Source organism: Streptomyces sp. NPDC057253, from assembly GCF_042669125.1.
Classification (GTDB): domain Bacteria; phylum Actinomycetota; class Actinomycetes; order Streptomycetales; family Streptomycetaceae; genus Streptomyces.
Window position 1 is genome coordinate 21,440 of record NZ_JBHUXV010000058.1, and the last position, 17,579, is coordinate 39,018.

The following is a 17,579-nucleotide window of genomic DNA, read 5'->3' on the forward strand; positions in this document are numbered from 1 at the left end:
TGGTGCTGACGGCGTCGTCAGCGCATGTACAGGCCGCCGTTGGCGTCCCAGCAGGCTCCGGTGACCGCGTCCGCGTGCTCCGCGGCGATCAGCAGGACCATGTCGGCGATGAACTCGGGGCGCCCGAGCCGGCCCACCGGGATCGACGCCTCGATCTGCGCGAGGCGTTCCGGAGCGACCGTTGCGCGGACCACGGGAAGGTCCTGGGGGCCCGGGGAGACGGCGTTGACCGTGACTCCGTGCGGACCCAGTTCCCGGGCGAACACCTTGGTCAGGGTCGCCACGCCGCCTTTGGCCGCCGCGTAGTGGGCCCCGGTGGCCGTGCCGCCGTTCTGGCCGGCCAGCGAGCCGACGTTGACGATCCGTCCGTAACCGCGCTCGGCGAAGTAGGCGCCGAACACCTGGCAGCCGAAGAACGTGCCGTCCAGGTTGGTCCGTACGACCGCGTCGAAGCTCTCCGGACCGATGTCCATCAGGGGCTCGACCTTGGAGTGCCCGGCGTTGTTGACCAGGGCGTGGATCGCGCCCCAGCGCTCTACGACCTGATCGCGCGCCCGCACGAAGGCGTCCTTGTCCCGCACGTCGAGGGCGAGACCGAGGGCGTCGTGCCCGGCGGGATCCAGCGCGGCAGCCGCCTTCACGGCGCTCTCCTCGTGCAGGTCGGTGAGCACGACCCGCCAGCCCCGGTCGTGAAAACGCCGGGCGATGCACGCTCCCAGGCCGCCGGCCGCACCGGTCACCAGCACGACGCGGTGGGTGTCGTCCTCCCAGTCCCCCCAGGGCCCGCCGGTTCCCTGCGGGCTCACAGCAGGAACCCGGACGCCGTGACCGACTCCTCGGAGTTGACCAGCCGCACGATCTTCCGGGAGATGCGGGGGCCGTCCGCGGAGAAGACGACACGGTGCGTGACGTCGGCGGCGAGGACGAAGGTCTCCTCCCGCTTGTAGCCGACGAGGATCTGCGCCGAGCACACCTCGATCGCGTCCTCCTCCCGCCCGGTCACCACGAACCGGGACACCGAGCGGACCGTGCGGGCGGCCGACGCGGCCGAGATGGAGAATCCACCGGTGAGGCGCTCGATGCGCATCCGCCGCATCCGGTCGTCGTCGTAGACGAGGTTGAGCCGGGAGGCGAAGTCGGTCGCCTCGCGGTCGATGGGGACGACGTACTCGCCGCCCTCGGCCCACAGCCCGTCCCATTCCTCGTAGCGACGGGCGTCGAGGAGATGGGCCTCACGCCAGATCAGGGAGACGGCGGCGAGGGCGCGCGGGTCGTCCAGGGGCAGCTCGACTGCCGTGCTCAGGGCCTCAGTCGCCATCGTTCATCATCCTCTTCCACATGTCGTACGCCTCCCGCATGCCGGTCTCGTCGGTCGCGTGGGAGGTGGGCTGCCCGAGGTCGTTCGGCTTCTCGCGGCCCAGGCCGCGGTTGACGAGGATCGGCATGTCGGTCCCGCCGGAGACTCCGCGCTGGACGCGGTTCCACGCCTCGGCGTCGTCGGGGCTGCCGAAACCGAAGGGGCCCTGGAAGTGCTCGTGGATGCGCAGCCGTTCGCGGTTGACGATCTCCGGGCCGCCGTCCAGACCGAGGGCCACGTGCCGGATCTCCGTCTCGTCGACCGAGACCGGGCGCAGGACACGGAAGAACGACATCGACATCGCCACGTTCGGGAACAGGTTGAGGTTGAACCCGGCACCGTGGAGCGAGCGGACGATGCGCCGGACCTGCTCCGGCGGCATGTCCTTGGAGAGTTCCTCGACGATGTGGCTGAAGCGGTCCTGGAGCTTCTCGGTGCCGTCGTCGGCGTCCAGGTCGACATGTTCGGCGACGGACACGGAGACGCTGTGGCCGTTGCCCAGGGAGTGGGTGACCGCGCTCTCGTCGGTCATGATCGAGAGCATGCTCGCCGTCTCCGCGTCGACCGAGGCCATCCAGGAGCGGTGCACGATCGGGAAGTGGTACCAGTCGGTGGTGTTCTCCAGCTGGATCTTCCAGTTGCCCCGGAAGCGGAACCGGTGCTCGCCCTGCACCTTGACGGGATAGCCCGCGCCCTGCTTCATGAAGCGGTCGATCCACAGGCGGGCCCCGCCGAGGAAGTCCTCCAGGGGCTCGACGTCCTCGTTGAAGCTCGCGAAGACCATGCCGGCGTAACTGGCCACCTTCAGGCGTTGCAGCGGCAGGTCCTGCTTCTCCACGACGCCCTCGTAGCCCTCGGGGTACGGGATGCCGCGCAGGCTGCCGTCCAGGCCGTACGACCAGGCGTGGTAGGGGCAGGTGAAGCCGTTGCCGTTGCCCTTGGGGGTCTCGCAGACGCTGGCGCCGCGGTGGCGGCAGCGGTTGAGCAGGACGTTGACGCCGCCCCGGCGGTCCCGGGTGACGATGACGGGGCGGCTGCCGACCCACGCCATCTTGAAGTCCCCGGCCTTGGCGATCTCGCTCTCGTGCGCGACCCACACCCAGGTGCGGTGGAAGATCCGGTCCATCTCCCGCTCGAAGAGGGCCGGGTCGGTGTAGAGGGTGCCGGCGACACGGTCGGCCCCGACCAGCGTGGAGTCGTACGTCATCGGGCCACCTCCGGCTCGGGCAGCGGGCGGCCGACGCGCGCCTCGATCTTCATGTAGCGCCACAGCCCGTGCTCGCCGACCTGGACGGTACGGAAGAGATTGCAGGCCGCGGCCACGGTGGGCTGGTCGACGACGTCGGCGAGGACGTAGCAGGTCCAGGGCCAGGAGTCGGAGGGGCCGACCATGTGCTGGTCGTCGTCTATCGTGCCGAGGACGGTGACGCCGGGGAGGTCGTGGAGCTGGGCGAGCATGGTGGTGAAGCCGTCCCAGACCGTCTTGCCCTGACCGGTGGGCAGGTCGAAGAAGTTCTGGTTGACGCCGATGCAGAACAGCACCCGCAGCGGGGAATCGGACATGGGGACCTGCCTTTACAGGTAGCCGGGGAAGGGCTGGACGCCGGTCAGGACCGCGCCGGCGCCGTCGTACATGCCCTCCTGGAGGAAGGCGTGCTGCGGTACCACCGAGGCGTCCCGGAGGTAGCGCTGCATGGGGCTGCCGTCCGTGATGGCGGCGATGCCGGCGAGCTGGTAGGCGGCCCGTACGACCTCGAAGGAGGTCTTGGCGAGGTGGGTGGAGGCGAGCCGCAGCAGGCTGGCCTGTTCGGGGGCCGCGGCGCTGCCCGCCTCGACGGTCGCCCACACCTCCTCGGTGATCTCGTAGAAGAAGGCCCGGGCGGACCGGAGTCGGGCCTCCGCCTGGCCCACCGCGATGCGGTAGGTGGCGCGTTCGGCCGGCTTGGGGGCGCCGGTGTAGCCGGAGCGGCCGCCCTGCTCGATGGCGTGGTCGAGGGCGGCGCGGGCGACGCCGAGGCCGACGACCGCGAGGACCTGCGACGCGTAGGGGACGGCCGGGTAGCGGTACAGGGGTTCGTCGACGGTGGGCTGCCCGCCCCGGACGAACGTCCACTCCCGTGCTACGACGGCCCCGTCGACCACCAGGTCGTGGCTGCCGGTGCCGCGCAGCCCGATGACGTCCCAGTTCTCGGCGATCTCGACCTGGTCGGGGCGCAGTACGGCGGTGAGCGGCCGGCCGGCCTTGTCCTCGCCCGCCTTGATGCCGACGCCGAGGAGGTCGGCGCCCTTGCAGCCGCTGGCGAACCTCCAGCGGCCCGAGATGCGGTAGCCGCCGTCGACGGCCTCCGCGGGCTGTACCGGGAACAGCCCGCCCGCGAAGGCGACATCGGGTCCGTCCGCGTACAGCTCCGCCTGGGTGTCGAGCGGCAGAGCGGCCAGGTAGACGGCGGACGAGCCGAAGCTGGCGACCCAGCCGGCCGAGCCGTCCACGCTCGACACGCGCTCGACGAGCCGCAGGAACTCCGCGGGCGGCAGTGCGTCACCGCCAAAGCGCCGGGGCACGCCCGCCCGGTAGATCCCGGCCTGTTTGAACTCGGCGATCACGTCCGGCGGAACATGCCGTTTCTCCTCGAACTCGGCACGCCGTTCCGCCACCACTTCCAGCATTTTCTCGAAATGCCCCATGCGGAATTCTCCTCGCGTTTCCGGGGTTCTCTCACGCGCTGTGGTTTCACGTTATGCCCGCCAACTGGGCAGCCACCATTGGAAATTCCCCGCACGGAATAGGGGAATTCCCCTACCCCCCGGTTCACAGGAGGTTCTTGCGCACCGCTCCGCCCTGGGCGACGAGCACGATGCGCTCGGGCCGGCCGAGGGCGCCGATGTCGCGCACGGGGTCGCCGGCCAGGACCACGAAGTCGGCCTTCTTCCCGGCTTCCAGGGACCCGAGTTGCTCGCTCACCCCGAGCAGCCGGGCCGCGTTCAGCGTCCCCGCGGTGATCGCGTCGAGCGGGTCCATGCCGAGGTCGACCAGGTAGGAGAGTTCGAGCAGATTGCGGGCGTGCGGGACGACTCCCGCGTCGGTGCCGAGCGCGACGGGCACACCCCGGCTGATGGCATGGGCGATGTTCTCCTTGCTGATTCCGGCCCACCGGGTCTTCTTCCGGTAGTGGTATTCGGGCATGGCGGCCGGATCGAGTTCAGCGAATACCGTCGAGAGCGTGGGGACCAGGAAGGTGCCGTTCTCCAGCGCCATGTCGCACAGTTCGTCGGTCATTCCGTAGCCGTGTTCGACGCTGGCCACCTTGGCGCGCAGCGCGTTGCGGATGCCGGCCGTGCCCTGGGCGTGCACGGCCACGGGCTTGCCCCGGTGGCGTGCGGCCTCGTCGACGACCGCCCGCAGTTCCTCGACGCTCAGGCCCTCGTCATCCGGGTCGTCGTGCGGGCTGCCCATGCCACCGGTGGCGCAGACCTTGACGACGTCGGCACCGGCCCGCAGCATCCTCCGGGCTGCGACCCGTGCCTGGTCAGGCGTGTCGGCGATCTCCCCGAGGTGAGGTGCGGCGTCGACCCCGCCGGGCAGGGAGCAGTCGGCGTGGCCGCCGGTGTGGCTGATGACCTTGACGGCGACCTGGAGGCGGGGGCCGGTGATGAGCCCTCGCTCCACGGCGGTGCGGTAGCCGGCGGGTATGCCGCCGAGGTCGCGCAGCGAGGTGACGCCGGCGTCCAGGGTGGCGCGCAGCCGCTCGGCGATCTCGAAGGTCTCCACCGTGGGATCGGTGGTCAGGCCCGCGAGCAGTCCGCGTCCGGGGGTCATGCACAAGTGGGCGTGGCAGTCGAAGAATCCCGGCAGCAGGGTGCGACCGCCCAGGTCGACGGTCGCGGTCGGAACCGTCGGCGGAGCGGCCGCGGCGGGGCCGGCATAGGCGATCAGTCCGTCGTCGTCCACGTCGAGGACGGCGTCGGCCACGGGTGCGGCTCCGGTGCCGTCGATGAGGACGGCGTGGTGGTATCGGGTGGTCATCTCGGTTCCGTTCTCACGAGGTGGGGGGAAGGGCACGGGCATAGGCGGGCCCGGCACGACTCCGCGCGGGGCGGCCGACGGCCCGACGAAGTCCTCGGCGGGTCAGCGGTTTTCGGGTTCGGCGAGCGGGAGTCGGAAGCTGAAGACCGCTCCGCACGGCTGGTTCGGGCCGACGCCGATCCGTCCGCCGTGCCGGGTGACGATGCGCTGGCTGAGGGCCAGGCCGATACCGCTCCCGTTCTCCTTCGAGGTGAAGCCGCCGTCGAAGACGCGCTCGTCAGGGGGCGGGCCGTGCCCCCGGTCGCGGACCGCCAGTTCGGCGGACCCGTCCTCGGCGAGCCGGGTGGCGATCTCCACCCGGCGCTCCTGCTCGGGCAGGCCCGCGGTCTCCTCTACTGCGTTGAAGGCGAGGTTCATCACGACCTGCCCGATCAGCACGTTCTCGCACCGCACCGGAAGCGGTGCGTCGGTGAGGTCGATCGCGACCGTCACCGCGGCTTCCCTGGCCCGCAGTTCGATGAAGTACGCACAGTCGCGCACGATCGCGTTGAGGTCGGTCAGCTGCTCGGACTGCTCCAGGCGGCCCACGTACTGCCGCAGACTGCCCAGGATCCGCCGGGCCCGGTCGATCTGACGAGCGGCGTTGTCCAGGCCCCAGGCGACCGACTCGTCCCCGGTGGCCAGTCGGCCCCGCGCGCCCTCGACGAAGTTGTAGGCGGCCGCCAGGGGTTGGCTGACCTCGTGGGCGATGGCCATCGCCATGTCGCCCATGGCGTTGTAGCGGGCGAGGTGGTCGAGGCGCTGGGTGTCGCGACGGTGGCGCTCCTCGGCCAGGACCCGGTCGGTGATGTCGTAGAAGAGGAGCATCCGGCCGCGCAGATCGCTCTCGATGTCGATGCGCTGGCAGGTGGCCGCGTACCAGCGCGGCTCGTGCCCCGGAGCGGCGAGGCGGCAGCGGCCCTCGCGGGCGGGTACGGCGCCGTCGCGGCAGTAGGCGGTGAAGTCGGCGCCGCGCAGGTGCTCGCCGAGCAGCCGGAGGGCGGATTCGCTGGCGAAGACGACCCGGTCGCTGTCGTCGAGGACGACGATTCCCTCGGCGAGTTCGCTGAGGAAGGCGCGCAGCCGGTGCTCGGTGCGGACCAGGTCGCGCCGGACCGCCTTCTCCTCGGCGATGTCCCGGAACTGGACCATGATCGCTGTTCGGGTGGCGAGCTCCACCCGGATCGCGATGGCCTCGGTGAGGATCTCCTCTCCGCTCTTGGAGCGGTAGCACCACTCGGTGGCGCCGACGCCGTTGTCCACCGCGCCACGAAGCCAGCGGTGGCCGAGTTCGCGGCTGTACTGGCGGGCGTTCTTGCTCATGTCCGGTGCCTTGAGGGGCCGGAGCTCGTCGACGGTCCACCCGAGCAGGTCGCAGGCGGCACGGTTGGCCCAGAGGATCTCGAAGGTGCGGGCGTCGTGCAGCAGGACGCAGTACTTCAGGGCCTGGGTCAGCTCCTGGAAGTCGGTCGGCACCAGGTCGTCCGCGGCGGTCACCGCGCCTCCAGGCGCAGGACGTCCCGGACCAGGGTGGCGATGCTGTCGGCGCCGGTCTTCTCCCGGATGCGGGCGCGGTGCACGTCGACGGTCTTGGCGCTGATGCTGAGCCGGCCGGCGATCTGCTTGTTCGGCACGCCCTCGACGGACAGGGTGAGCACCTGCCGCTCCCGCACGGTGAGCGTGTCCAGCCGGGCGCGCAGCTCGCCGTGCCGTGCCGCCTGCGCGAAGCGCTCGTGTGCCGTGCGCTGCGCGGTCTGTACGACATCCAGCAGGTGCTGCGGGTCGTACGGCTTCTCCAGGAAGTCGACCGCGCCGTTGTGCAGCGCGCGCACCGACATGCGGATGTCGCCATGGGCGGAGACGAACACGACGGGCAGCGGGGCCCCCGCCTCGTTCAGCAGGTCCTGGACTCCGAACCCGCTCAGCTCGGGCATCCGGACGTCCAGCACCAGGCAGGCGGGCCGGCTGCGGTCGTAGGAGGCGAGGAAGGTCCGGGCGTCGTGGTAGCGCTCGGAGGGGATGCCGACCGACTCCAGGAGCCAGGCGAGGGACTCGCTCAGCTCCTCGTCGTCGTCCACGATGTAGACGAGACACATCTCAGCCGTCCCAGTCGGCCTGCGCGGTCCAGTACTCGCTGCCGTCCGCGCTGACGCCGTGCCGCCACTCGGTGGTGCGGCGCAGGGCGGGCTCGACGCGGGAGGTCGCCGCGTCGGCGCCGTCGGGACCGTCCTCCTCGACCGTCCAGTGGACCCAGTTGACCTCGCGGCCGGTGTGGTCGTGGGTGAAGAGGTCGACGTGGTGCCAGCCGTAGCGGTGGGTGTCGGCGTAGCAGGTCAACAGCATCGTGCGGGCGCTCATCGCTCCTCCGGCAGGGGTGCGCTGAAGATTCGTTCGGTGCGGAAGGCGGAGATACGGGGCCGGTCGGCGTCGAGCCGGAAGGTCACGTCGAGACGCGCGACCATCACCTCGGTGCCGCCCGAGCCGTATCGCGAGAGCTGCTGCATCTGCCAACTACCCTGCGCTGTCGTGCCGTTCACGTCGACCGTGCCCGGGAACAGCAGATGGACGTTGGTCCGGAAGTGCGGGTTGGGCGGCAGGTAGTCCGCCAGCATGGCGACGATCGCCGCGCGTCCCTCGGTACGGCCGAACTTCTCGCCGTACGCGCTGCCGCCGCCCTCCCACACCGCGTCCTCGGTGAACAGCTCCCCCAGCGCGCCCAGTTCGCCCTCCGCGCTCGCGGGCACGTCGCACAGCGCGAGGTAGCGGTTCAGGGTGGCGACCACGTCGGCGGTCATGACGCGGCCGCCTTCAGCCGCTCGGCGCGGCGCTGCGCCTGACGCTCCGGGTCGGGGACGGGCGCGGCCAGCAACAGGCGCTGGGTATAGGGGTGTTCGGGGCTCTCCGTGACCTGGGCGGCGTCGCCGGTCTCCACGATGTCGCCGCGGTAGAGCACGGCCACGCGGTGGCTGATGTGCCGTACGACGGACAGGTCGTGGGTGACGAAGAGATAGGCCACGCCGGTCGCCTCCTGGATCTCGATGAACAGATCCAGCACCCGGGCCTGGGTGGTCAGGTCCAGGGCGCTGACCGGTTCGTCGCAGACGATGAGCTTCGGGTCGCGGCACAGGGCCCGGGCGATGGCGATGCGCTGGCGCTGGCCGCCGGAGAACTCCCGGGGCAGCCGTCGCGCCGCGTCCCGCGGGAGGTAGACGTAGTCGAGGAGCTTTTGCACCCGGCTCTCCGCCTCGGCCCGCGCCACTCCGGTCACCAGGAGCGGTTCGGTCAGGATGTCCATGACCGTCATGGCCGGGTTGAGCGAGGTGAACGGGTCCTGGAAGACGACCTGGATGTCCTTGCTCAGGGCCCGCCGTTCCCGCTTGCCGAGCCGGGAGACGGGGCGGCCCTCGTAGCGGATCTCGCCGCCCGTGACCGGGGCGAGGCCGAGGACGGCCCGGCCCAGGGTGGTCTTGCCCGAGCCGGACTCGCCGACCAGGCCGAGCGTCTCGCCGGGCGCGATGGACAGGGAGACGCCGTGCAGGACGCGGAAGGGCTCCTTGCCGCGGCCCTTCGCGGGGTACTCCACGACGACGTCGTCGAGCTCCAGCAGCGGGGACGTCATGAGGTCACCTCCTTCAGGGGTTCGGCGGGAGTCGCCAGCGGTCCGCGTGCCGGTCCGCCTTCGAGAGTCGAGTCGAGGAGCATCCGGGTGTAGTCGTCCTCGGGGCCGGTGAAGATCCGCGCGGCCGGCGCGGTCTCCACGATGCGGCCCTGCCGCATCACCGCCACCCGGTCGCAGATGTCGGCGACGACACCGAAGTCGTGGGTGACCAGGATCATCCCCATCCCGCGTTCCTGCTGGAGCGAGCGCATCAGGTCGAGCACCTCGGCCTGGACGGTGACGTCGAGGGCCGTGGTGGGTTCGTCGGCGATGAGCAGCTTCGGGCCGCAGGAGACGGCGCCGGCGATGAGGACGCGCTGGGCCATGCCGCCGGAGATCTGGTGCGGATAGGAGCGGAACACCCGCTCCGGCTCGGGGATGCCGACTCGTGCCAGCAGTTCGAGCGCCCTGGTGCGGGCCTCCGACCTGGACAGCCGCAGGTGTTTGCGCAGGGGCTCCACGAGTTGGGAGCCGATCCGGAAGCAGGGGTCCAGGTTGGACATGGGCTCCTGGGGGATGTACCCGATGCCGCGTCCCCGCAGGGCGTTCAGGGACGTCACATCCAGGTTCAGCAACTGCTCGCCGTCGAAGGTGAGCTGATTGGCCGTCACCTCGGCCTGGTCGGGCAGCAGTCCGAGCACGGAGAACGCCGTCTGGCTCTTGCCGGAGCCGGACTCCCCCACCAGGCCCAGGACTTCGCCCTGCGCCACGGTCAGGTCCACGCCGTTGACGACCGTCTTCTCCCCGTAGGAGACGCGCAGTCCCGTCACGGTCAGGAGGCGGTCGGCGGGCGCGTCGGCGGCCGGGGCGGAGGCCGCGGCGGCAGGGCGCCTGCGCCGCTTCGCCGTCGGGGGGTCGACGACGCCCAGCGAGTCCCGCACCGCGTTGCCCAGCAGGCTGGACGCCAGGATGGTCAGACCCATCGCGAGGCCCGGCCACACCAGGAGCATCGGCGCTGTGTACACGTTGGTGAAGGCGTCGTTGAGCATGGCGCCCCAGCTGGCCTGGGACGCCTTGCCCAGGCCCAGGAAGGCGAGGCCCGCCTGGATGCCGATGGCCACGGCGAACACCTGGGTCGCCTGGATGATCGAGGGGGCCACGACCACGGGCAGGATGTGCCGGCGCATGATGCGCGCGTCCCCGAGTCCGGAGACCCGGGCCGCGTCGACGTAGAGCTCCTCGCGGACCGCGAGCACGGACGCGCGGATGAGACGGAAGACCATCGGAGCCATGATCACCCCGAGCACGATCATGGCGACGTTGAGATCCTGCGAGACGGCCGCCATGACCACGAGCATCACGATGATCGCGGGCACCGCCATGATGACGTTGACGAGCCAGCCGGACACGGCGTCGAACCAGCCCCGGTAGTAGCCGCTGACCAGGCCGAGGGGCGTACCGACGGCGAAGGCGACCAGGACGGCCAGGGCGCCGCCCACGAGGCTGGTGCGGCCGCCGTACAGCAGCCGGGCCAGCACGTCCCGGCCCACTCCGTCGCCGCCGAGGGGGTGGCTGCCCGACAAGGGCGCGAGGGTGTCCGCCAGGGCGCTGTGGTCGGGGGCGTAGTCGGTGAGCAGGGGCGCGGCGAGGCTCGCGGCGATCACGAGGCCCAGGACGACCAGACAGCCGACGGCGACCGGGTCGCGAAGGGTCCGGCGCAGCAGGCGCTCCCGCCGTGCCGGGGCCGCGGGGGTCTCGGCGGTGGTCATGAGACACGCACCTTCGGGTTGAGCCAGCCGTACGCGATGTCCAGCAGCAGGTTGACGGCGACGACGATGACGACGGTGACCACGACCGTGCCCAGCAGGACGGGCGCGTCACCGCGGACCGCCGCCGAGTTGGCGAGGGAGCCGATGCCCGGCAGACCGAACACCTTCTCCACCACGACGGCACCGCCGATCAGACCGATGAACTGAAGGGCGAGCACGGTCAGGGCGGGCGGGGCCGCGTTGCGCAGCGCGTGCTGGAACACCACGCTGCGCGTGCTGAGGCCCCTGCTGCGCAGGGTGCGCACGAAGTCGGCGCGCAGGACGTCCACGAGCGCGCCGCGCACCTGCATCGCGGTGGCCGCGGTCGCGGCGACCGCCAGGGACAGGGCGGGCAGCGTGATCGAGCGGAGCCAGCCCCCCGGCGAGGTGCCGAGGGCGACATAGCCGGTGGCGGGCAGCCACCCGAGCTGGACGGCCAGGGCGACCGCGAGGATCAGGGCGATCAGGAAGCTGGGCACCGCGGTGCCCAGCACCGCGGCGAGCTGGACCAGCCGGTCCACCCAGCCGCCGCGCAGGGCGGCCGCGGTGCCCAGCAGCACGCTGAGCACCGCCGCCACGAACAGGCCGGCGAGCACGATGGAGAGGGTGACCGGCAGGGTGTCCGTCAGGGACTGGTTCACCGAGTCGCCGGTGAACCAGGAACTGCCCAGATTGCCCTGCACGGCCTGCTCGGCCCAGTGCCAGTACCGCTCCACCAGGGGCTGGTCCAGGCCGAGTTCGTGTTGCTTGGTGGCCACCGCGGACCGGGAGGCCGTCTCGCCCAGGATGTTGCGGGCGACGTCGGTGCCCGTGAGGCTGAGCAGCAGGAACGTCGCGGTGGCCACGACGACCACCAGGACGGCACCGGCGGCGATGCGCCGGAGCAGGAAGACAAGCACGGTTCGTTCCTCCTTCCGTGCGTCGGAACGCGACCGCGGCTACTTCGCCGCCGGCTCGTAGTTGTAGATCGGCGGGTACTGGGATCCCGGCTGGGGCGTCACCTTGACGTCCTTGGCGGTCGCGTAGGCGTTGGCGAGGACGTCCCAGGGGGCGTTCCAGGCCTGGTCGACGACGTAGGAGTTGAGCTGCGTCATCAGCGAGGTCCGTTCGGCGCCGGTCGCCTGCCCGATGCGGTCGATGAGGTCGTCGGCCTTCGGGTCGTCGTACTTGAAGGGGTTCCAGGTCGACTTCTTCGTCAGCTGGAGCTGGATCTTGTCCCAGGAGGTCGGCGCGCCGAGCTTGAAGTAGGACATGGCGTACTTGCCGGAGAGCATGGCGCTGAAGATCTGGTCGCTGGGGAGGGTGTCCAGCTTGACCTTGATGCCGATGTCCTTGAGGGACTGGGTGAGCGCCGCCTGCTCCTGCGGGAAGATCGAGGACATGTCGGGGACGGTGACGGAGAAGCCGTTCGGGTAGCCGGCCTCGGCGAGCAGCTTCTTGGCCTTGGCGGGGTCGTAGCTGTACGTGTCGTCGAGGGCGGCCTGGTAGCCGTCCTCGCCCTTGGCGAACACCTGCGTGGTGGGCGTGCCGAGCCCGGTCTTGGCCGACTTGATGATGGCCTGCTTGTCGAAGGCGTAGTTGAGCGCCTGCCGGACCTTCACCTTGCCGAGGGCGGGCACCTTCTTGCCGGCGCGGTCCCAGATGTACAGGCCCTCGACGTCGCCGGGCTGGTAGGTGACGACGCTGAGACCACGGCCCTTGACGGTCGCCACCCGGCTGAGGCTGAGGGTGGCCCCGTCGAGCTGGCCGGACAGCAGTGCGTTGGTGCGGGCGGCGGGGTCGGACAGGTACTTGATGACGATCTTGTCGTACGGGAAGGCCTTGGTGTTCCAGTAGTCCGTGTTGCGGACGTAGGTGTACGTCTGGCCGGCGGTGGTGGTCGCCTTGTCCAGCTTGTACGGCCCGGAGCCCACGGGGGTCTTGGGGTTGTCCAGCGTCTTGGGGCTCGCGATCATGCCGGGGACCTGGCCGAGCGCGGGCAGCAGGGCCGCGGTGGGGTGGCTCAGCCTGACGGCGACCGTGTGGGTGTCGACGACGTCGACGCCAGTGATGTCCTGGATCTCGCCCGCGGCGCTCGCGGTGCCGCTCTTGGTGTGCAGCAAGTTCCTGCGTACGGCGTCCGCGTCCAGGGCGGTGCCGTCGGTGAACTTGATCCCCTCGCGAAGCTTCAGGGTCAGGGTGGTCTGGGCCTTGTCGTACGACCACGAGGTGGCCAGGTTGGGGGTGGGCTCCCCCGCGGTGTTCAGCCGGATCAGGGTGTCGTAGACCGGCTGGTAGTACTGGGCCTCGGGCCCCATGCTGGCCTGGGCCAGGTCCCAGGGCGTGGCTGTGACGGACTCGGCGAGGGTGAGGGTCTTGTCCCCGCCCGCCGCCTGGGAGCCGCCGCCACAGGCCGCGACTGTCGCTGTCAGAAGTCCGGCACCGACGAGGGCCGCTGTCTTGCGCATGTTCTCTCCACGTGTCTCATTGTCCTCGGCTCCTGCTGATCCCCCGGGTCGTCCCGCTGATGGCCGTGCGCGGCCCGCGTAACTCGTCCACGGCTAAGCCCGTCCCACGGCCCACTCGCCGCACAGGCGCACGCTCTCCTCCGGCGTCGGCCGGGCTCCCCTGTCGACCTCGATGACCAGCCAGCCGTCGAAGTCGTCGGGCAGGGCCGCGACGAACCCGTCGATGTCGGCGTTTCCGTGGCCCGGCTCCGACCACAGTCCCGCCAGCACCGTCTTGCGGTAGTCCCAGCCCGCGTCCCTGGCCTCGGCGGCGAGCCCGAGGTCGAGGTCCTTGATGTGGACGCTCGCCACCCGGTCCGCGTAGTCGCGCACGAGCTGGGCGGGGTCCGCGCCCGCCCAGGCCAGGTGGCCCATGTCCGGCCCGAAACCGAGGAGGGAGGCGTCGACGGTGTCCAGGATGAAACGGGTCTCCAGCTCGGTCTCGGCCCACGTGCCCACGTGCGGGTGGAAGGCCGGGGTGATGCCCTCGGCGCGGATGATCCCGGCGATCTCGGCGAGCAGATCGCGTACGCGCTCCAGCCGCCCCTGTTCGGCCCGGTGGCCGACCGCGGGCCGGGCCACTCGTTCGGCGTCCTTGGCCATCCCCATGGCGAGGAAGACGGTGGGCACGCCGAGCTCCGCGTGCTGGGCGGCGACGCGCGCCGCGGTGTCCCGGAACGTCTGCCGCTCGGTGGCGTCCTCGGTGAGCCGGACGGGGATGTAGCCGGGTGCGGGGCTGATGCCGTACGCGGCCAGCCGCTCGGCGTAGTCCTTCGGGGCCAGGTCGGCGGGGACGGCGCTGTGCAGGGCCGTGATGCCCGCGTCCCTGATGGCCGCCAGCTGTGTGTCGAGCGGCGGGGCGAGGCCGGGGTCGATCCAGCCGTCGGCGCTCGCGACCCATTGCAGGGGGTTGATGGCGAGGCGGTCCTGCCTGATCTTCATGGTGCGGGGTCCTCTCACTGGGCGAGGCGTGGTGCGGGGCGGTCGCAGGTGCTCGCCAGAGTGACGAATCGATTCTCCTGCTGGGAGGTCTGGAAGCTCGCCAGAACCTCCAGGACGTGGAAGGCGAAGTCCGCGGTGGCGCGGTGGGGGGCGCCGCCGATGGCCTCGGCGAGGTCCCGCACGCCCAGTCCCCGGCGGTGCTGCTCGGGGGTGCCCACGGCGCCGAAGAGTTCCGTGACCGGGGTGAGCACGCTCCAGTCGGCGTCGTCGTGGCGCTTCAGGCGCACGTCGCCGTCGAAGAAGTTGGGGTTGGGCAGGGCGAGGGTGCCCTCCGTGCCGTAGATCTCGATGCGCGGCAGTTCGGTGTCCCAGACGTCGAAGCTCATCAGGGTCGTGCCGATGACGCCGTTGGCGAAGGTCAGGGTCGCCGAGGCGTGGGTGGGGACCTCGACGGTGACCTCGTCCACGACACGTTCGGGGCTGCTGACGGTGCGGGTCGGGGCGCCGACGCGGGTGGCGGCGGCGACCTGGGCGACCGGGCCGAGGCAGTTGACGAGGGCGGCCAGGTAGTAGGGGCCCATGTCGAGGACCGGGCCGCCACCGGGACCGTAGAAGGCGCGCGGATCGGGGTGCCAGGTCTCGGCGCGGCTGGACCGCACGAAGGCCGTGGCTCCGACGGGTTCGCCGATCAGGCCGGCGTCGATCGCGTGCCGGGCGGTCTGCACGGCGCTGCCGAGGAAGGTGTCAGGGGCCGACCCCAGCAGCGCCGTGGTGCCCGCGGCGGCGGCGAGGACCTCACGGGCCTCCTCGACCGTGGCCGCGAGCGGCTTTTCGACGTAGGTGTGCTTGCCCGCCTCCAGCGCCGCGATGACCGTCTTGGCGTGGAACTGCGGCGGCGTGATGTTGACGACGATGTCGACGGAGTCGTCGTCGAGGAGTGCATCGCCGTCACCCCAGGCCGCGATGCCGTACTCGTCCGCGGCCCGCCGGGCACGGGCCGCGTCCACGTCGGCCACACGGACCACGTCGAGCTCCGGGAAGGTGCGCAGGCCCTCGATGTAGCGGCCGAAGATGTTGCCGGCGCCCAGGATCCCGATGCGGTGCCGCGCGTGTTGCCGTTCCATGAATCTCCTGAAGTGGGTGATGGACTGACGGACCGTCAGGCGACGATCAGGGGCCGGAGCGTGCGATGCGCGATCTCCAGGCCGGTCTTGACCCTCTCCTCCGTGCCGCCCCAGACGGGGTCCTCGTGCTCGACGGAGAGAGTGCCGGTGAAACCGTGCTCGTACAGGGCGTCCACGACGGCCGCCCAGTCGACCTGACCGCGTCCGGGGACGCGATATCGCCACCAGCCGGTGTCCCAGGGGTCCTCGCGCCGCACCGCCTTGCCGAAGAAGCCGTAGCGGTCGGCCGCGCCGGGCAGGATCTGAAGGTCCTTGGCCTGGGCATGGACGATGCGGTCGGCGTACGGGGCGATGGTCTTGACCGGGTCGACGCCGATCCACGTCAGGTGTGAGGGGTCCCAGTTGAGGTACAGGCCGAGAGCGGACATCCAGTCCCAGAGCTCCGGGGAGTAGGCGAGGTTGCCCGGGTAGCCGTCGGGGTGCCAGCCCTCCATCACGCAGTTCTCGATGATGATCCGTACGCCCCTGTCGGCCGCGTAGGTCACGAGCCCGGGAAAGACCTTCTCCGCCTCCTCCAGGCTGTACGCCACCGGCCGGGTCCAGTCCCGGCCCACGAACGTGCCCACGTACGGCACCTGGAGCGCGGCCGCCGCGTCGATGACCGCCCTCAGGTGGTCGTGGATCTCCGCCCTGCGTTCCGGGTCGGGGTGGAGGTTGTTCTCGTAGTACGCCAGAGCGGAGATCTCCAGGCCGTGGCGGGCCATGAGGGCGTTCGTCTCCTCGGCGGCGCGGGCGTCGAAGCGGGCCACCGGCAGGTGCGAGGCCTCGAAGTCACGTCCTCCGACGGCGGGCCAGGCGGCGACCTCCAGCGCCTCGTACCCGGCGTCGCCGGCCCAGGCGGCGATCTCGGCGAGGGAGAGGGCGGGCAGACAGGCGGTGAGCATGCCGAGTTTCATGCGCTGGTCTCCAGAACTGCGGATACGGAACGGACGTCGGTCCAGGCGTGCGAGGCCGCGGACCGCAGGACGGCCTCGACGACGTGGGCGGAGCGGAGCCCGTCCGCCCCGGTGGGCAGGCCTTCGGGCTTCTCCCCGCGGACAGCCGCGTACGCGTCCGTGACGAAGGCGGCGAAGCAGTCGGCGTAGCCCTGGGCGTGGCCGGCGGGAAGGCGGGAGAGGCGGCGCTGCTCGGCCGAGCCGTGGTTCGGGTCGCGGAAGAGCACCCGCGCCCCGTCGGCCGCGCCGAGCCAGACGGTCTCGGGGCTCTCCTGGTCGAAGACGGCACTGCCCGAGGAACCGTCCAGCTCGAACCACAGCCGGTTCTTGCGCCCTGCGGACACCTGGGAGACCGTCAGCGTGCCGAGGACACCCTCGTCGGTGCGCAGGAGCACGGCGGCCACGTCCTCGGTGCGCACCCGGGCACGGGGTCCGGTGGAGGCGGTCGCGAAACTGGTGCCGGTACCCGTGGGCCGGGTCGCCACCGTCGTGCCGAGTCGCGCGCTCACCTCGCCGAAGCGGACTCCGGCGACCCACTCGACCAGATCGCACCAGTGCGAGCCGATGTCCGCGAACGCCCGCGACGGTCCGCCGTCGGCCGGGTCGACCCGCCAGGACATCGCGTTCTCCGACAGCATCCAGTCCTGGAGATAGCTGCCGTGGATCAGCTGCCAGGCTCCGAACTCGCCGCGCAGCCTGCGGTCGCGGATCTCCCGCACGAGCGGGTGGTACCGGTAGACGAAGGGAACGGCCAGCAGCAGCCCGGACTCCTCCGCGAGCCGGGTCAGTCGCTCCGCGTCGGCGGCCGAGGTGGCCAGGGGCTTCTCGCAGATCACGTGCTTGCCGGCGGCCAGCGCCGCTTCGGCCTGCCGTACGTGCACATTGTTCGGCGTACAGATGTGGACGACCGAGACGCTGTCGTCGGCGAGCACGGAGGCGAGGTCGGGGTACCGGGCCGGCACCTGCCAGGCCTCGGCGGCCGCGGCGCTGCGCGCGGGGTCGGAGGCCACCACACCGGCCAGTTCGCCGCCCGCGGCGCGGATCGCGGCGGCGTGCACGGCGCCGATCATTCCGGCCCCGACCACCACCGCCCGGATCGAACCACTCACCGCTGCACCTCCGTTGTCCGGCATTCGTCCACGGTCTGAACGCCGCGTTGCGCATCACCATCGTTTAGTTCGCACATCGCACACAAGAGGGGTCATT

At 71.1% G+C, this 17,579-nt stretch carries 18 protein-coding genes; all 18 read right to left on the bottom strand.

Translation table 11 applies throughout. The features are described 5' to 3' along the window. Positions 1-17 precede the first annotated feature (17 nt). Entirely contained in the window at positions 18-806 is a 789-nt protein-coding gene (locus ACFULQ_RS28100; RefSeq protein WP_383548857.1) for an SDR family NAD(P)-dependent oxidoreductase, read from the bottom strand. Then, on the bottom strand, positions 803-1,318 hold the full coding sequence (locus tag ACFULQ_RS28105; RefSeq protein ID WP_383548860.1) for an aromatic-ring-hydroxylating dioxygenase subunit beta: 516 nt from the start codon (positions 1,316-1,318) through the stop codon (positions 803-805). Before ACFULQ_RS28105 ends, ACFULQ_RS28100 begins: the two co-directional genes overlap by 4 nt. Beyond that, entirely contained in the window at positions 1,308-2,564 is a 1,257-nt protein-coding gene (locus ACFULQ_RS28110; RefSeq protein WP_383548862.1) for a Rieske 2Fe-2S domain-containing protein, read from the bottom strand. The genes ACFULQ_RS28105 and ACFULQ_RS28110 overlap by 11 nt, the downstream gene beginning before the upstream one ends. Next, positions 2,561-2,920: a hypothetical protein gene (locus ACFULQ_RS28115; protein WP_383548865.1), complete on the bottom strand. Its 360-nt coding sequence runs from the start codon at positions 2,918-2,920 to the stop codon at positions 2,561-2,563. The genes ACFULQ_RS28110 and ACFULQ_RS28115 overlap by 4 nt, the downstream gene beginning before the upstream one ends. Before the next feature lie 12 nt (positions 2,921-2,932). Next, positions 2,933-4,042, bottom strand: a complete 1,110-nt coding sequence (locus ACFULQ_RS28120) for an acyl-CoA dehydrogenase family protein (protein WP_383548868.1) — start codon at positions 4,040-4,042, stop codon at positions 2,933-2,935. Between the two features lie 124 nt (positions 4,043-4,166). Continuing rightward, on the bottom strand, positions 4,167-5,381 hold the full coding sequence (locus ACFULQ_RS28125) for an amidohydrolase family protein (protein ID WP_383548869.1): 1,215 nt from the start codon (positions 5,379-5,381) through the stop codon (positions 4,167-4,169). A gap of 102 nt (positions 5,382-5,483) precedes the next feature. Next, complete coding sequence (locus ACFULQ_RS28130) at positions 5,484-6,917, bottom strand: ATP-binding protein (RefSeq protein WP_383548871.1); 1,434 nt, start codon at positions 6,915-6,917, stop codon at positions 5,484-5,486. Continuing rightward, on the bottom strand, positions 6,914-7,516 hold the full coding sequence (locus ACFULQ_RS28135) for a response regulator transcription factor (RefSeq protein ID WP_383548874.1): 603 nt from the start codon (positions 7,514-7,516) through the stop codon (positions 6,914-6,916). Before ACFULQ_RS28135 ends, ACFULQ_RS28130 begins: the two co-directional genes overlap by 4 nt. Before the next feature lies 1 nt (position 7,517). Beyond that, positions 7,518-7,778 carry a hypothetical protein gene (locus ACFULQ_RS28140; protein WP_383548876.1) on the bottom strand — a complete coding sequence of 87 codons (261 nt, stop codon included), beginning with the start codon at positions 7,776-7,778 and terminating at the stop codon, positions 7,518-7,520. Further along, positions 7,775-8,215: a nuclear transport factor 2 family protein gene (locus tag ACFULQ_RS28145; protein ID WP_383548879.1), complete on the bottom strand. Its 441-nt coding sequence runs from the start codon at positions 8,213-8,215 to the stop codon at positions 7,775-7,777. Before ACFULQ_RS28145 ends, ACFULQ_RS28140 begins: the two co-directional genes overlap by 4 nt. Then, positions 8,212-9,039, bottom strand: coding sequence for an ATP-binding cassette domain-containing protein (locus ACFULQ_RS28150; RefSeq protein WP_383548881.1), 828 nt, complete (start codon positions 9,037-9,039; stop codon positions 8,212-8,214). Before ACFULQ_RS28150 ends, ACFULQ_RS28145 begins: the two co-directional genes overlap by 4 nt. Beyond that, positions 9,036-10,787 (bottom strand): ATP-binding cassette domain-containing protein, encoded by a 1,752-nt coding sequence (locus ACFULQ_RS28155; RefSeq protein WP_383548882.1) that lies wholly within the window; start codon positions 10,785-10,787, stop codon positions 9,036-9,038. Before ACFULQ_RS28155 ends, ACFULQ_RS28150 begins: the two co-directional genes overlap by 4 nt. Beyond that, complete coding sequence (locus tag ACFULQ_RS28160) at positions 10,784-11,725, bottom strand: ABC transporter permease (protein ID WP_383548885.1); 942 nt, start codon at positions 11,723-11,725, stop codon at positions 10,784-10,786. The genes ACFULQ_RS28155 and ACFULQ_RS28160 overlap by 4 nt, the downstream gene beginning before the upstream one ends. Before the next feature lie 39 nt (positions 11,726-11,764). After that, a complete protein-coding gene (locus tag ACFULQ_RS28165; RefSeq protein WP_383548888.1) occupies positions 11,765-13,273 on the bottom strand; it encodes an ABC transporter substrate-binding protein in 1,509 nt (502 codons plus the stop codon). A gap of 93 nt (positions 13,274-13,366) precedes the next feature. Further along, a complete protein-coding gene (locus tag ACFULQ_RS28170) occupies positions 13,367-14,254 on the bottom strand; it encodes a sugar phosphate isomerase/epimerase family protein (protein WP_383548891.1) in 888 nt (295 codons plus the stop codon). 14 nt (positions 14,255-14,268) lie between these two features. Then, positions 14,269-15,378 carry a Gfo/Idh/MocA family protein gene (locus tag ACFULQ_RS28175; RefSeq protein ID WP_383548894.1) on the bottom strand — a complete coding sequence of 370 codons (1,110 nt, stop codon included), beginning with the start codon at positions 15,376-15,378 and terminating at the stop codon, positions 14,269-14,271. Between the two features lie 35 nt (positions 15,379-15,413). After that, the gene (locus tag ACFULQ_RS28180) at positions 15,414-16,334 is read right to left on the bottom strand and encodes a sugar phosphate isomerase/epimerase family protein (RefSeq protein WP_383548897.1); all 921 of its coding nucleotides are present in this window, start codon (positions 16,332-16,334) and stop codon (positions 15,414-15,416) included. Continuing rightward, positions 16,331-17,482, bottom strand: a complete 1,152-nt coding sequence (locus ACFULQ_RS28185) for a Gfo/Idh/MocA family protein (protein WP_383548899.1) — start codon at positions 17,480-17,482, stop codon at positions 16,331-16,333. Before ACFULQ_RS28185 ends, ACFULQ_RS28180 begins: the two co-directional genes overlap by 4 nt. Between the last annotated feature and the right edge of the window lie 97 nt (positions 17,483-17,579).

What these genes read in the sequence shown, in the direction of transcription:
- ACFULQ_RS28125 (WP_383548869.1), bottom strand. Translation starts at nt 5,381, where the DNA reads ATGACCACCCGATACCACCACGCCGTCCTCATCGACGGCACCGGAGCC.
- ACFULQ_RS28115 (WP_383548865.1), bottom strand. Translation starts at nt 2,920, where the DNA reads ATGTCCGATTCCCCGCTGCGGGTGCTGTTCTGCATCGGCGTCAACCAG.
- ACFULQ_RS28135 (WP_383548874.1), bottom strand. Translation starts at nt 7,516, where the DNA reads ATGTGTCTCGTCTACATCGTGGACGACGACGAGGAGCTGAGCGAGTCC.
- ACFULQ_RS28140 (WP_383548876.1), bottom strand. Translation starts at nt 7,778, where the DNA reads ATGAGCGCCCGCACGATGCTGTTGACCTGCTACGCCGACACCCACCGC.
- ACFULQ_RS28150 (WP_383548881.1), bottom strand. Translation starts at nt 9,039, where the DNA reads ATGACGTCCCCGCTGCTGGAGCTCGACGACGTCGTCGTGGAGTACCCC.
- ACFULQ_RS28120 (WP_383548868.1), bottom strand. Translation starts at nt 4,042, where the DNA reads ATGGGGCATTTCGAGAAAATGCTGGAAGTGGTGGCGGAACGGCGTGCC.
- ACFULQ_RS28145 (WP_383548879.1), bottom strand. Translation starts at nt 8,215, where the DNA reads ATGACCGCCGACGTGGTCGCCACCCTGAACCGCTACCTCGCGCTGTGC.
- ACFULQ_RS28165 (WP_383548888.1), bottom strand. Translation starts at nt 13,273, where the DNA reads ATGCGCAAGACAGCGGCCCTCGTCGGTGCCGGACTTCTGACAGCGACA.
- ACFULQ_RS28105 (WP_383548860.1), bottom strand. Translation starts at nt 1,318, where the DNA reads ATGGCGACTGAGGCCCTGAGCACGGCAGTCGAGCTGCCCCTGGACGAC.
- ACFULQ_RS28155 (WP_383548882.1), bottom strand. Translation starts at nt 10,787, where the DNA reads ATGACCACCGCCGAGACCCCCGCGGCCCCGGCACGGCGGGAGCGCCTG.
- ACFULQ_RS28170 (WP_383548891.1), bottom strand. Translation starts at nt 14,254, where the DNA reads ATGAAGATCAGGCAGGACCGCCTCGCCATCAACCCCCTGCAATGGGTC.
- ACFULQ_RS28110 (WP_383548862.1), bottom strand. Translation starts at nt 2,564, where the DNA reads ATGACGTACGACTCCACGCTGGTCGGGGCCGACCGTGTCGCCGGCACC.
- ACFULQ_RS28175 (WP_383548894.1), bottom strand. Translation starts at nt 15,378, where the DNA reads ATGGAACGGCAACACGCGCGGCACCGCATCGGGATCCTGGGCGCCGGC.
- ACFULQ_RS28180 (WP_383548897.1), bottom strand. Translation starts at nt 16,334, where the DNA reads ATGAAACTCGGCATGCTCACCGCCTGTCTGCCCGCCCTCTCCCTCGCC.